This is a genomic window from Bradyrhizobium sp. Pha-3 (genome assembly GCF_042258615.1).
GTDB lineage: Bacteria > Pseudomonadota > Alphaproteobacteria > Rhizobiales > Xanthobacteraceae > Bradyrhizobium.
Map to the genome: position 1 here is coordinate 7,038,774 of NZ_CP170152.1, position 12,279 is coordinate 7,051,052.

The 12,279-nt window shown below is 66.2% G+C and carries 14 protein-coding genes; 4 read left to right on the forward strand and 10 right to left on the reverse strand.

All coding sequences use genetic code 11. The features are described from left to right. Positions 1-3: 3 nt before the first annotated feature. The 5 genes from phnK to phnG are packed head-to-tail and all read right to left on the reverse strand — an operon-like array spanning position 4 to position 3,856. Positions 4-801: a phosphonate C-P lyase system protein PhnK gene (phnK, locus tag ACE10Z_RS33035; protein ID WP_050423104.1), complete on the reverse strand. Its 798-nt coding sequence runs from the start codon at positions 799-801 to the stop codon at positions 4-6. After that, positions 794-1,678 (reverse strand): alpha-D-ribose 1-methylphosphonate 5-phosphate C-P-lyase PhnJ, encoded by an 885-nt coding sequence (locus ACE10Z_RS33040; protein ID WP_342712666.1) that lies wholly within the window; start codon positions 1,676-1,678, stop codon positions 794-796. The genes phnK and ACE10Z_RS33040 overlap by 8 nt, the downstream gene beginning before the upstream one ends. Continuing rightward, positions 1,675-2,778, reverse strand: a complete 1,104-nt coding sequence (locus ACE10Z_RS33045) for a carbon-phosphorus lyase complex subunit PhnI (RefSeq protein ID WP_375784528.1) — start codon at positions 2,776-2,778, stop codon at positions 1,675-1,677. The genes ACE10Z_RS33040 and ACE10Z_RS33045 overlap by 4 nt, the downstream gene beginning before the upstream one ends. A gap of 3 nt (positions 2,779-2,781) precedes the next feature. Then, positions 2,782-3,390, reverse strand: a complete 609-nt coding sequence (phnH, locus tag ACE10Z_RS33050) for a phosphonate C-P lyase system protein PhnH (protein ID WP_375784529.1) — start codon at positions 3,388-3,390, stop codon at positions 2,782-2,784. 4 nt (positions 3,391-3,394) lie between these two features. After that, positions 3,395-3,856 (reverse strand): phosphonate C-P lyase system protein PhnG, encoded by a 462-nt coding sequence (gene phnG, locus ACE10Z_RS33055; protein ID WP_375784530.1) that lies wholly within the window; start codon positions 3,854-3,856, stop codon positions 3,395-3,397. A 104-nt stretch (positions 3,857-3,960) separates the two neighbouring features. Here phnG and phnF point away from each other — a divergent pair, with 104 nt between their 5' ends. Beyond that, a complete protein-coding gene (gene phnF, locus ACE10Z_RS33060; protein WP_375784531.1) occupies positions 3,961-4,686 on the forward strand; it encodes a phosphonate metabolism transcriptional regulator PhnF in 726 nt (241 codons plus the stop codon). A 191-nt stretch (positions 4,687-4,877) separates the two neighbouring features. Here phnF and phnE (ACE10Z_RS33065) read toward each other — a convergent pair whose 3' ends face one another. The 4 genes from phnE (ACE10Z_RS33065) to phnC form a co-directional block, all read right to left on the reverse strand. Then, positions 4,878-5,726, reverse strand: coding sequence for a phosphonate ABC transporter, permease protein PhnE (gene phnE, locus ACE10Z_RS33065; RefSeq protein WP_375784532.1), 849 nt, complete (start codon positions 5,724-5,726; stop codon positions 4,878-4,880). Then, positions 5,723-6,607 carry a phosphonate ABC transporter, permease protein PhnE gene (gene phnE, locus ACE10Z_RS33070; RefSeq protein ID WP_375784533.1) on the reverse strand — a complete coding sequence of 295 codons (885 nt, stop codon included), beginning with the start codon at positions 6,605-6,607 and terminating at the stop codon, positions 5,723-5,725. Before phnE (ACE10Z_RS33070) ends, phnE (ACE10Z_RS33065) begins: the two co-directional genes overlap by 4 nt. 81 nt (positions 6,608-6,688) lie before the next feature. Continuing rightward, a complete protein-coding gene (gene phnD, locus ACE10Z_RS33075; RefSeq protein ID WP_375784534.1) occupies positions 6,689-7,618 on the reverse strand; it encodes a phosphonate ABC transporter substrate-binding protein in 930 nt (309 codons plus the stop codon). Positions 7,619-7,693: 75 nt separating this feature from the next. Beyond that, the gene (gene phnC / locus ACE10Z_RS33080; RefSeq protein ID WP_212311529.1) at positions 7,694-8,509 is read right to left on the reverse strand and encodes a phosphonate ABC transporter ATP-binding protein; all 816 of its coding nucleotides are present in this window, start codon (positions 8,507-8,509) and stop codon (positions 7,694-7,696) included. 199 nt (positions 8,510-8,708) lie between these two features. On the opposite strand from phnC, the gene ACE10Z_RS33085 reads away from it, so the two are divergent. Genes ACE10Z_RS33085 through ACE10Z_RS33095 form a run of 3 tightly spaced genes read left to right on the forward strand, consistent with a single transcriptional unit; the run spans position 8,709 to position 11,253 of the window. Then, positions 8,709-9,374: a chloramphenicol acetyltransferase gene (locus ACE10Z_RS33085; RefSeq protein WP_375784535.1), complete on the forward strand. Its 666-nt coding sequence runs from the start codon at positions 8,709-8,711 to the stop codon at positions 9,372-9,374. Further along, positions 9,371-10,543, forward strand: a complete 1,173-nt coding sequence (locus tag ACE10Z_RS33090) for an alpha-D-ribose 1-methylphosphonate 5-triphosphate diphosphatase (protein WP_375784536.1) — start codon at positions 9,371-9,373, stop codon at positions 10,541-10,543. Before ACE10Z_RS33085 ends, ACE10Z_RS33090 begins: the two co-directional genes overlap by 4 nt. Positions 10,544-10,563: 20 nt before the next feature. Further along, on the forward strand, positions 10,564-11,253 hold the full coding sequence (locus ACE10Z_RS33095) for a DUF1045 domain-containing protein (RefSeq protein ID WP_375784537.1): 690 nt from the start codon (positions 10,564-10,566) through the stop codon (positions 11,251-11,253). Between the two features lie 8 nt (positions 11,254-11,261). Here the strand turns inward: ACE10Z_RS33095 and hemC are convergent, their stop codons facing one another. Next, positions 11,262-12,272, reverse strand: a complete 1,011-nt coding sequence (hemC, locus tag ACE10Z_RS33100) for a hydroxymethylbilane synthase (RefSeq protein WP_375784538.1) — start codon at positions 12,270-12,272, stop codon at positions 11,262-11,264. Between the last annotated feature and the right edge of the window lie 7 nt (positions 12,273-12,279).

Genomic DNA, 12,279 nt, shown 5'->3' on the forward strand with positions numbered 1-12,279 from the left:
AGCTCATGGCGGAAGTATCGAGGAAACGAGCAGCTGGGTATAGGGCTCGCGGGGATCGTCGAGCACCTGGTCGGTGAGACCGGTCTCGATGACGCGGCCGCCTTTCATCACCATCACGCGATGCGACAGCAGGCGCGCCACCGCGAGATCGTGGGTCACGACGATGGCGGCAAGGCCGAGCTCGCTGACGAGATTGCGCATCAGATCGAGCAGGCGCGCCTGCACCGAGACGTCGAGGCCGCCGGTCGGCTCGTCCATGAACACCAGCCGCGGCTCGGTGACGAGATTGCGCGCGATCTGCAGCCGCTGCCGCATGCCGCCCGAATAGGTCTTCGGCGCATCGTCGATGCGGCCGACATCGATCTCGACCCGATCGAGCCAGGTCGACGCGGTGTCGCGGATCCGGCCGTAGTGATTCCAGCCGACCGCCATCAGCCGTTCGCCGACATTGGCGCCGGCAGACACGCCCATGCGCAGGCCCTGCGCCGGGTCCTGATGCACAAAGCCCCAGTCGGTGCGGAACAGGAAGCGCCGCTCCGCTTCGCCGAGCTCGGCGAGATCGCGCAGCACGCCGTCGCGCATCCGGTAGGACACCCGCCCCGCGCTCGGCGCGAGCTGCGCGGAGAGCAGTTGCAGCAGCGTCGACTTGCCCGAACCGGACTCGCCGACGATCGCCAGCACCTCACCGGGATAGAGCGCGAACGAGACATCGCGGCAGGCCGGCAGCCGGCCGTAATTCTTGGCAAGCCCCTCGGCCACCAGCAGCGGCTGATCGTTGTCGAGGCTCGAAAGCTCAGACATGCGCCTTCTCCTTGTGCGGCGCCGCGCTCTCGGTGCCGTGATGGCCGGCGGCCTGGCGCTGCTCGCAGAAGTCGGTGTCGGAGCAGACGAACATCCGCCCGCCCTTGTCGTCGGTGACGATCTCGTCGAGATAGGAATTATCGGCGCCGCACAGCGCGCAGGGCGCATCAAAGCGGTAGCGCGTGAACGGATGATCCTCGAAATCCAGCGACACCACCGTGGTGTAGGGCGGGATCGCGTAGATGCGCTTCTCGCGGCCGGCGCCGAACAGCTGCAGCGCCGCGCAATTGTCCATCTTCGGATTGTCGAATTTCGGCGTCGGCGATGGGTCCATCACGTAGCGCGCATTCACCTTCACCGGATAGGCGTAGGCGGTCGCGATGTGGCCGAAGCGTGCGATGTCCTCGTAGAGCTTGACGTGCATCAGCCCGTATTCGGCGAGCGCGTGCATCCGCCGCGTCTCGGTCTCTCGCGGCTCGAGGAAGCGCAGCGGCTCGGGGATCGGCACCTGATAGACCAGCACCTGCCCGGCGTGCAGCGACGCCTCGGGAATGCGGTGCCGGGTCTGGATCACGGTCGCGTCGGTCGTCGACGTCGTGGTCGCGACACCCGCGGTCTTGCCGAAGAACTTGCGGATCGAGATCGCGTTGGTGGTGTCGTCCGAGCCCTGGTCGATCACCTTCAGCACGTCGTCGGGACCGAGGATCGCCGCTGTCACCTGTACGCCGCCGGTGCCCCAGCCGTACGGCATCGGCATCTCGCGGCTGGCGAACGGCACCTGATAGCCGGGGATCGCGATCGCCTTCAGGATCGCGCGGCGGATCATCCGCTTGGTCTGCTCGTCGAGATAGGCGAAATTGTATGTCGGCGCGTTCATTCCGCGGCCTCCTGCATTTCAACCGCCTCGTTGGCCTCCGCGAACTCCTGCCGCAGCTTGCGCAGCAGGCCGAGCTCGGACTGGAAGTCGACGTAGTGCGGCAGCTTGAGATGCTCGACGAAGCCGGTCGACTGGACATTGTCGGAGTGCGACATCACGAACTCCTCGTCCTGCGCCGGCACTCCCGCCTCCTCGCCGAGCTCGCGTGCGCGCAGCGCGCGATCGACCAGCGCCATCGACATGGTCTTGCGCTCGCTCTGCCCGAAGGCGAGGCCATAGCCACGGGTGAAGCACGGCGCCTCGGTCGTCGAGCCCTTGAACTGGTTGACCATCTGGCACTCGGTGAGCTCGATCGAGCCGAGCGGCACCGCGAAGCCGACGTCCTCGGTCGAGAATTCGACCTCGACCTCGCCGAAGCGTATCTCGCCGGCGAAGGGATGGTTGCGGCCGTAGCCGCGCTGCGTCGAATAGCCGAGCGCGAGCAGGAAGCCTTCGTCGCCGCGCGCCAGGTTCTGCAGCCGCAGATCGCGATCGGCCGGGAAGCTCAGCGGCTCGCGCGTGAGGTCGCCGACCGCCGCGTCGCTATCTGCCTGCGGCGACGATTCGATCAGGCCGTCGCGACCGAGAATGTCGGTGACCCGTGGAGTTGCCGCCTGCGAGGCTTCCGCGGTCGCCGGCTGCTCCGGCACAAAGCCTTCCGCGAGTTGCGGATCGAGCAGACGATGCGTGTAGTCGAAGGTCGGCCCCAGGATCTGACCGCCCGGAACGTCCTTGAAGGTCGAGGAGATGCGCCGCCGCACCTGCATCTCGCCGGTGTTGACCGGCTCGGTGGCGCCGAAGCGCGGCAGCGTGGCGCGGAAGGCGCGAACCAGGAAGATCGCCTCGATCATGTCGCCGCGCGCCTGCTTGATCGCGAGCGCCGCGAGCTCGCGGTCGTAGAGCGAGCCTTCGGTCATCACGCGATCGACGCCGAGCGCGAGCTGCCCGGAGATCTGCGCCAGCGTCACCTCGGGCACATCGCGATCGCCGCGCCGCTCATGCGCGAGCAGCCGATGAGCGTTCTCGATGGCGCGCTCGCCTCCCTTGACGGCTACATACATCGCTCACACTCCGCTTGCGATCAGCCGCGTGGTGCGCGGGATCGCGACAATGTTTTCGTCATGGACCAGCACGACATCGATGCCGCGCGGGAACAGAACCTCATTGATCGACAGCCGCTGGAACAGGTCGCGCGGCTTGATCATCGCCTGCAACAGTGCGCTGCCGTCGATGCCGGGACCCTTCAGCTCGAAGGCCGGTCCTTGCGTCAGGCTGTCGACCTGCAGGATCAGCGTGGTCGACCGGTCAGGATATTCGCTGCTGCCGAACGCGAAACGCTCCAGCGCCGGCAGGTTCGCGGCATCGCCGATCAGCGCAAAGCTTGCGATCGAGGAATCCGTAACCACCGGCGCGCTGGCGTGAAACTTCAGCCAGCGGGCGACGTCCGGTGTCGCCGACATCGCGGCATCGAGCCAGATCGGCGTGTCGTGATCGAACAGCGTCAGCGCGATCGCGGCCGCGCCGCGCATCATGCCGGCGGGCGTTCCGACATCAGCGGCGACGCGCTGCACGCTGCCCGGGCGCGCCATCGCATCCATCACGGAGCGGAACGTTGACTGCGCCGACAGCACCTTGTCGGCGAACCCTGCGGGCATTTCGGCAATCGTCGTCATTGCATCATCCCTCACCGCGCACCATCGTGTAGAAATCGACCCGCGTCGCCGCGGTCTCGGCGGCCTTGCGGGCGCGTTCGGCATTCATGGCGACACGCAGCGGCGCAATCACCTTGGCCTCCACCTCGCCGGACAACTCCGGCGACTGCACCATGGCGTCGCATAGCGCGATCATCTGCGCTTTCCGCGCATCGCGGCCGAGCGTGTAGCCGAAGCCGACCTCGCCGGACGCGAGCCGCACCGCCGCGCGCGACACCGTCGCCTCGCCGAGATTGAATGGCGCACCGTCGCCGCCGATCCGCCCGCGCATCATCACGAGGCCGTTCTCCGGCTCGCGCAGATTCTCATGCGCGGGCAATGCGATCGCAGTCAGCCGGCCTGCGATGTCGGCCGCGGCGGAGTGCGCCAGCACGGTCATCGCGGCCTTGCGCTGGGCCTGTTTGCTGTCTGGTCCGGTCGAACTCATGAGCAACCTTGCCTGCATCAAGTTGTCTATGATAATAGACAACTTGATAGCCGAGCGCCATGACTGTTTCGTGACAAACCGAAGATTTCTGGTATCACCGCGCCATGAGCATGCAGGAAAGTTCCGGCGTCGCCTTGTGGCGGCAGGTCGCTGACGGCATCGAGCGCGGCATCGCCGATGGCCGCTTCGCCGCGGGCGAAAAGCTGCCGGGCGAGATGGAGATCGCCGAGACTTACCGGGTCAACCGCCACACCGTGCGGCGGGCGCTCGCCGCATTGGCGGAGCGCGGCCTGGTGCGGGCCGAGCGCGGCAGCGGCACCTATGTCGAAGCCCAGCGTCTTGCCTACCCGTTGCGCTCACGCACAAGGTTTTCCGAGATCGTCGGCGCCGGCGGCCACGAGCCGCGCGGCCAGCTGATCGATGCAGGCAGCGATGTTGCCAATCGCGAGATCGCGCGCGAGCTCAGCCTGAAGATCGGCGCGCCGCTGATCCGGATCGAAGCGGTGCGACTCGCCGACCGGACGCCGATCTGCGTTTCGACCACCTGGCTGTCGGCCGAGCGGTTTCCCGATGCCGGCAGTGTGTTCGCCGACGTTCGCTCGATGACGAAGCTGCTCGGGCATTACGGCGTCAGGGATTACCGCCGCGCGTCGACCCGGATCACCGCGGCGATCGCCGATGCGACCGACGCCGCACGGCTCGATCTGCCGCTGGGCCGGCCGGTGCTTGTGGTCGACGCAACCGACGTCGATATGCTGGACCGCCCGCTGGTGACCAAGCGCTCGCGCTTCGCCGCCGAGCGCGTCGAGTTCCTGGTCGAGAATAGCTGAGCGTGCCGCCACACTGACAGTGCACCTCTCCCCTTGTGGGAGAGGTCGGATCGCATCGCCAGATGCGATCCGGGTGAGGGGTATCTCACCGCGAGTCCAACTCTGTCATTTGAACTCGTGGAGAGAGACCCCTCATCCGGCGCTTCGCGCCACCTTCTCCCACAAGGGGAGAAGGATTAGCGCGCGGCGAGCTAAACCACCGCCCTTTGGCCGATAATTGCAAAGCGCAGCTTGGTCGAGATGAAATCGATCGCGGCGACCGCGATCAGGATCATCAGGATCAGGAACGACACCTTCTGCCACTCCAGCACGCGGATCTGCTCGGCGAGCTGGAGGCCGATGCCGCCGGCGCCGACGATGCCGATGATGGTGGCCGAACGGGTGTTCGACTCGATGAAGTAGAGCACCTGGCCTGCGATCACCGGCAGCACCTGCGGCAGCAGGCCGAAGCGGATCTCATGCAGCGCGTTGCCGCCGGAGGCGCGGATGCCCTCGACCTGCTTGCGATCCGCCGCCTCGATCGCCTCCGAGAACAGCTTTCCGAACGCGCCGAAGTCGGAGACCATGATCGCCAGCACGCCGGCGAACGGGCCGAGGCCGACGACGTTGATCCAGACCAGCGCCCAGATCAGCGTATCGACGCCGCGGATCGAATCCAGGAAGCGGCGCACCGGAAAGCGGATCAGGTTCGAGGGGATGATGTTACGCGCCGCCAGCAGGCTGACGGGCAGCGCCAGCACCGCCGCGAGCGTGGTGCCGAGCAGCGCGATCGACAGCGTCTCGCCGAGCGCCTGCATGTAGAGCGGGAACGACGAGCCGGGATTCGGCGGGATCATCATCATGGTGATCCAGCCGAGCTGGCTCATCCCCGAGATCAGCCTGGACGGCGAGAAGTCTAGATCGACCAGGCCGTATGCAAAGATCGCGAGCGCCGCCACGATCACGACCGGCGTCGCCAGCCGCGCCGACGCCGGACGTTCGAACAGGCCGGGGTACTTTGCACGCAATTCCGCGGGGTCCGGCCTCGGCATCTGGCTCATCGGCGGCTCTCCTTGCCGAACAGCCGGGCGCGCAGCCAGCCGGTCGAGATGTCGATGATGAAGACGGTGACGATGATGGTGACGAGGATCGCGCTGACGTCGGAATAGTAGAACTTGCGGATCGCGACCACGAGTTCCTGCCCGATGCCGCCGGCGCCGACGAAGCCCATCACCGACGCCTCGCGGACATTGATCTCGAAGCGCAGCAGCGCATAGCTGGCATAGCCCGCCGAGACCTGCGGCAGGATGGCAAAGCGCATGCAGGACAGCCAGCTCGCGCCGGTTGAGCGGATGCCCTCGACCGGCTTCATGTCGGCATTCTCGACGATCTCGGCAAACAGCTTGCCGAGCGCTCCGGTGGTGTGGATCGCGATCGCCAGCACGCCGGCCATCGGGCCGAGGCCAAACGCGATCACGAAGATCAGCGCGAACACGATGCCCGGCACCGTGCGGGCGAATTCGAGCAGGCGACGGACGATGAAGCGCACCCACGGTCCCGGCGAGGTGTTCTGGGCGGCGAAGAAATTCAGCGCAAAGGCGAACACGGCGCCGGTCAGTGTGCCGACATAGCTGATCAGGAGGGTCTCACCGAGCAGCCGCAGCCACTTCTTCAGGCCCCAGAACCATTCGACCGGATCGGTCCAGACCCGCGCACCGGAATCCAGCGTCAGAATACGGTCGAAATAGCTGACGAAGTTGCCGAAATAGGTGAAGAACGTGTGCAGGTTCACATCGGCGCCGAGCGCCGCGATAAACAGCGCCGCACAGAATACCGCGGCCGCCACCGTCGCCTTCAGCCGCTTGCGGGCGACCGCCTTGCGATAGGCATCGTTCAGCGTCGCCAGTTGCTGCGCTGGAAGGATGGAAATGGCGGTCGCCATCGATGCGGGCCAGTCTGCTCGAGAGATGAACGAAAAGGGCCGGGTTGTCGAAACCCGGCCCTTTTCAGCGGCGATATGCGATCAGGACGCCTTCTTGCGCAGGGCGTCGACGAACTTGATCAGTTCGATGGTCTTGTCGTAGTCGGCGTTGGTGACCGGCTGCCACGGCAGGTTCTTGCCGTCGGACAGCTTCTTGAAGGCTTCCGGATCCTTCTTCGGCATGTCGAGGAAGGCCTGCTTGATCTTCGCCTTCATGTCGTCGGGAAGGCTCTCGAGATAGGCGTAGGGCGAGTTGATGATCAGGTCGGACTTCACGATGATGCGGAAGTCTTCCTTCTTCAGCGGCGTGCCGTCGCTCGACTTCACCATGTTCTTGGCGAGCATACGGGTCAGGTTGGAATCGTCGTCGGCGTTCCACCAGTTGGCGGCGACATCGACGGTGCCCTGCGCGAGCGCCAGCACGGCGTTCTCGTGGCTGCCGGTGAAGACCACCTTGGAGAAATAAGTCTCCGGATCGATCCCCATCTGGTTCAGCTTGAAGCGCGGCATGTTGTTGCCGGAGGTCGAGTTGGGATCGACCAGGCCGATATTCTTGCCCTTGAGGTCTTCGACCTTCTGGTACGGGCTCTTGGCGAGCACGTAGAACACCGAATAATAGCCCTTCGAACCGTCGGCATTGACGTCGATCACGAACGCGTCGGTCTTGACGCCGGTGAGACGGGCGCGGGCGAACGACGCCGGGCCGTAGTAGCCGATCTGGATGTTGCCGGCGCGCTGGCCCTCGATGACGGCGGCATAGTCGTTGGCGACGCGCAGGTTCACCTTGATGCCGAGTTCCTTCGACAGATATTCGGTGAGCGGGCCGTAGCGTTCGGTGACGCCGGAGCCGTTTTCGGCGGGGATCACCGCGAAGGTGATCTCCGGATACTTGGCCTTCCAGTCCTCGGCCGAGGCCGAGCCAGCGAATGCCAGCGCGGCGGCGCCGGCCAGAATGATGCGACGAGTGATCATGTTACCCCTCTTTGGTAGTTACGCCTGTTGGCCGGACGAAATGCCCGGTTGCCCTGTTTTTCGAAAATGCGCCGCTCAGGCCGCGGCAGCGGTGCCGAGCGCCGGAGCAGTTGCGCCATCGGGCGCGGGCATCGGCGCCGCGCCCATGACGTCATTGGCCTCGAGGTCGTAGAGCTCGCGGGCAATATGGTCGGTCAGCGCAGCCGGGGCGCCGTCGAACACCACGCGCCCCGCCGCCATGCCGATCAGGCGGTCGCAATAGCTTCGCGCCAGGTCGAGCGAGTGCAGGTTGCAGAGCACCGTGATGCCGAAATGCTTGTTGATGCGCAGCAGCGCATCCATCACGATCTTGGTGTTGCGCGGATCAAGCGAGGCGATCGGCTCGTCGGCAAGAATGATGTCGGGCTCCTGCACCAGCGCGCGGGCAATCGCGACGCGCTGCTGCTGGCCGCCGGAGAGCTGGTCGGCGCGCTGCGCCGCGAGCTGGGCGATGTCGAACTGCTCCAGCGCCGACAGCGCGAGCGCCCTGTCCTGCTCCGGCCAGACCTGCGCCAGCGAGCGCCATGACGGGATCTGGGCGAGCCGGCCCATCAGCACATTGGTCAGCACGTCGAGACGGCCGACCAGATTGAATTGCTGGAAGATCATCGCCGAACGCGCCCGCCACTGCCGCAGCGCCTTGCCGCGCAGCGCGGTCACATCGGTGCCTTCAAACAGGATACGGCCGGAGGTCGGATCGGCGAGACGGTTGATCATCCGCAGCAAGGTCGACTTGCCGGCACCGGAGCGGCCGATCACGCCGACAAAACTGCCCGGCGCGATCGAAAAGGAAGCGTTGTCGACTGCGGCTTTTGTGCCGAACCGGCACGTCAAACCTTCCACCACCAGCATGTAATGCTCCAACCGCGTCGCGTTGAGCCATCGCTATCCCCGGTGTTTAACAGTTATGTGACGTGACGTTGCAGTGCGGCGATCGTCCACACTGTCCCTTGCCGTTCCCTTGCCGTCATCGCAGCGTCATGATGTTGTCATCAAGCGTCCCGATGACGAGCGCGCATCCCCCGGAAGCCAAAGATTTGCGGAGGCCCTGATGGCCGGAAAAACACTCTCGGTTGTGCCGACGATCGACCCGACTGCGTCGGTGCGCGAGAGCAGGCTCGGCAAATATACCGAGGTCGGCGCGCGTACGATCCTGCTTGAAGTCAGCATGGATGATTATTCCTACGTCGTGAACGACAGCCAGATCACCTACACCTCGATCGGCAAGTTCTGCTCGATCGCGGCGATGACCCGGATCAATCCCGGCAACCACCCGATGCATCGCGCGACGCAGGCGCATTTCACCTACCGCGCCAGCGCCTATTTTCCCGGCGAGAGCGACGACACCGACTTCTTCAACTGGCGACGTGCGCATCACGTGCATATCGGCCATGACGTCTGGATCGGCCATGGCGCGATCCTGCTGCCGGGCCGGAACATCGGAACCGGCGCCGTCGTCGCCGCCCGCGCGATCGTGACCAAGGATGTGCCCGCCTATACCATCGTTGCCGGAAATCCGGCGCGGCCGGTCAAGCGCCGTTTCTCCGAGACAGCAGCGGATCGCCTTGCCGCGCTCGCGTGGTGGGACTGGGATCACGAAACACTTCGTCGTGTCCTGCCCGACTTCCGTAAGCTCGCGGTCGAGGAATTCCTCGACAAGTATGAGGCCGAGGCCGTATCCCAATCACAGAACAAGCAACGGAGCGCGGCATCGTGACGGACATTTTCATCGAGGGCGGACGCGCACTGGTTGACGGTGCCCTGGTCGAGACCTCGCTGCGGACCTCAGGCCGCGACATCGGTGCAGTCGACGCCGAACAGGGCCGCGCCGCGCTCCACATCGATGCCGGCGGCCTGCTGGTGCTGCCCGGCATCATCGATCTGCACGGCGATGCGTTCGAGCGGCAGATGATGCCGCGCCCCGGCGTCGACTTCCCGACCGACGTGGCGCTGATCGACAGCGACCGGCAGGCGATCGCCAACGGCATCACCACCGTGTTCCATGGCACGACCTGGTCGTGGGAGCCCGGTCTGCGCAGCGCGGAGAATGCTCGCAAGCTGCTCGATGCGATCGAGGCGCTGCGGCCGCAGCTCGCCGCCGATACGCGCTTCCATCTGCGCCACGAGACCCACAATATCGAGGCCGAGGCCGAGATCATTCAATGGCTCACTGAAGGCCGCATCGACCTGTTCGCCTTCAACGACCACAGCAACGTCAAGCCGAAGAAGCGCAACCAGCTGGCCGAACGCACCGGGCTCTCCATCGAGGCCGTCAACGACATGCTCGATCGGGTCGTGGCGCGCCGTCCCGAGGTGCCCGCCTCGATCGCGCGACTGGCGGCCGCCGCGCGCGCGGCGAACATTCGGATGCTCTCGCATGACGACAACAGCCCGGCGATGCGCCAGGAGTTTCGTGGGCTCGGCGCCACGATTGCCGAATTCCCCGTGAATGAGGAGACCGCGCGCGATGCCGCCGCCGCCGGTGACTTCATCGTGTTCGGCGCGCCCAATGTGGTGCGCGGCGGCAGCCACACCGGCTGGACCAAGGCATCCGACATGATCGCACAGGGCCTCTGCTCGGTGCTGGCGTCGGACTACTATTATCCGGCGCAACTGCTCGCCGCGTTCCGCCTTGCCGCCGACGGGATCCTGCCACTCACCAAGGCCTGGGATCTGATCTCGTCGGCGCCGGCACGCGCGGCGGGGCTTGCCGATCGCGGCGTGCTCGCCGCGGGCCGCCGCGCCGACATCATCGTCGTCGACGACAAGGTGCCGCTGCGGCCGCGCATCGTCGCCGTGATATCGGCCGGACGGCTGGTGCATCTGGCGGATGCAAGCTGCCTCGTTCATTCGCTCGCACCGCGCAAGACGGTTGCGGCAGCATAGTCAGGACCTGTTCTGCTGCCATGGCCAACACTCCGCGCTACGCGATCTATTATGCGCCGTCACCCGACAGCGTCCTGCACCGCTTCGGTTCGACACTGCTCGGCTACGACGCCGTGTCGGGCGACGACCTGCCGTTTCCCGATGGCGTTGCGCCCGACTGGCGCGAGGTGACGGAGGACCCGCGCAAATACGGTTTTCACGCCACGCTGAAGGCACCGACGGCGCTCGCCGATGGCCGGAAAGAGTCCGATCTCCTCGACGCCTGTGCTGCCTTCGCCGGCCACGCCCGGCGCATTCCCGTGATCGAACCGGTTGTCGATGCCATCAGCGGCTTCATCGCCGTGATCCCGGCGCGCCGCTCGGATGATCTGCAACAGCTTGCCGCCGATTGCGTCACCGCGTTCGACACGTTCCGTGCGCCGCTCACGCCGCAAGATCGCGCGCGGCGCAAGCCCGAACGGCTCACCGAGCGGCAGCGCGACTATCTCGACCGCTGGGGCTATCCCTACGTCATGGACGAATTCCGCTTCCACATGACGCTGACCGGACGGCTGAGCGAGGAGCGGCGGGGCCCGATCATGGCGCGGCTGCGCGAGCGGTTCGCGGCGATCGAGCTGACGACGCTCGCGATCGACCGCATCGCGCTGTTCAAGCAGACCGACAGCGCATCCCGCTTCCGCATCATCGGCAGCTGGCCGTTGCGAGCGTAACGGCGGCGCTACTCGTCGACCCGGGTGCGGGCGATGATCCCGGCGGCGCCCTTCGCGAGCAGCTCCATGCCGACGGCGCGGCCGAGTTCGCGTGGCCGGTCCGCCGGTCCGCGCCGCGTCACCTCGATGAAGCCGGCCCCGGCCTCATCGAGCACCGAGGCGCGCAGCGTCATCTCGTTGCCAGCGAGCGTGGCATGGCCCGCGATCGGCGAGTTGCAATGGCCGTTGAGCACCCACAGCACCTCGCGCTCGGCCTCGGCGGCAAGCCGCGACTGCGTGTTGTCGATTCCGGCGAGGCGCGCCCGCGTCGACCAGTCGGTCTCGACGCATTCGACCGCGACGATGCCCTGGCCGACCGCCGGCAGCATCTCGTCGACGGAGAAATCATGCGCGACGCGCGCGGTCATGCCGATACGCTCGAGGCCGGAACGCGCCATCACCAGGGCATCCGCCGGCCCCACCTCGCCGCCATCGGGCAGCCGCTGCTTGGCGCCGCGATCGAGTTTTGCCACCCGCGTGTCCGCGGCGCCGCGATAATGGATCACGGTCGCTTCCGGAAACAGCCGGCGCAGATAGGCGGCACGGCGCACGGCATTGGTGCCGATCATGAAGCCCTTGCCGCGCGCGCCTCGAAGGGTCTCCAGCGACAAGCCCGGCCGCAACACAAGGCTGTCATTGGCGGCATCGCGCGCCAGCATCGCCGCGAGGACGAGACCCGGCGTCTCCTCATTGCCCGGCACGTCCTTCAGCGAATGCATCGCGGCCTGCAGCGCGCCCGATCGCATGGCTTCGCGGATCTCGGCGACGAAGGCGCCGCCCTTGCCGCCGTGACGCAACAGCTTGCTGGTCTGGTCCTGGTCGCCGCGGGTCTCGAACTTGACGATTTCGACGGCAAGGTCGCCCGCCGAGGCGCGCAGCAGCCGCGCGACCTCGTCCGTCTGCGCGAGCGCCATCGCGCTCTTGCGCGTCCCTATCCGCAAAACCTGTCCCGACACGAAAGCTCCACTGCGCGTGATCATCAACGGC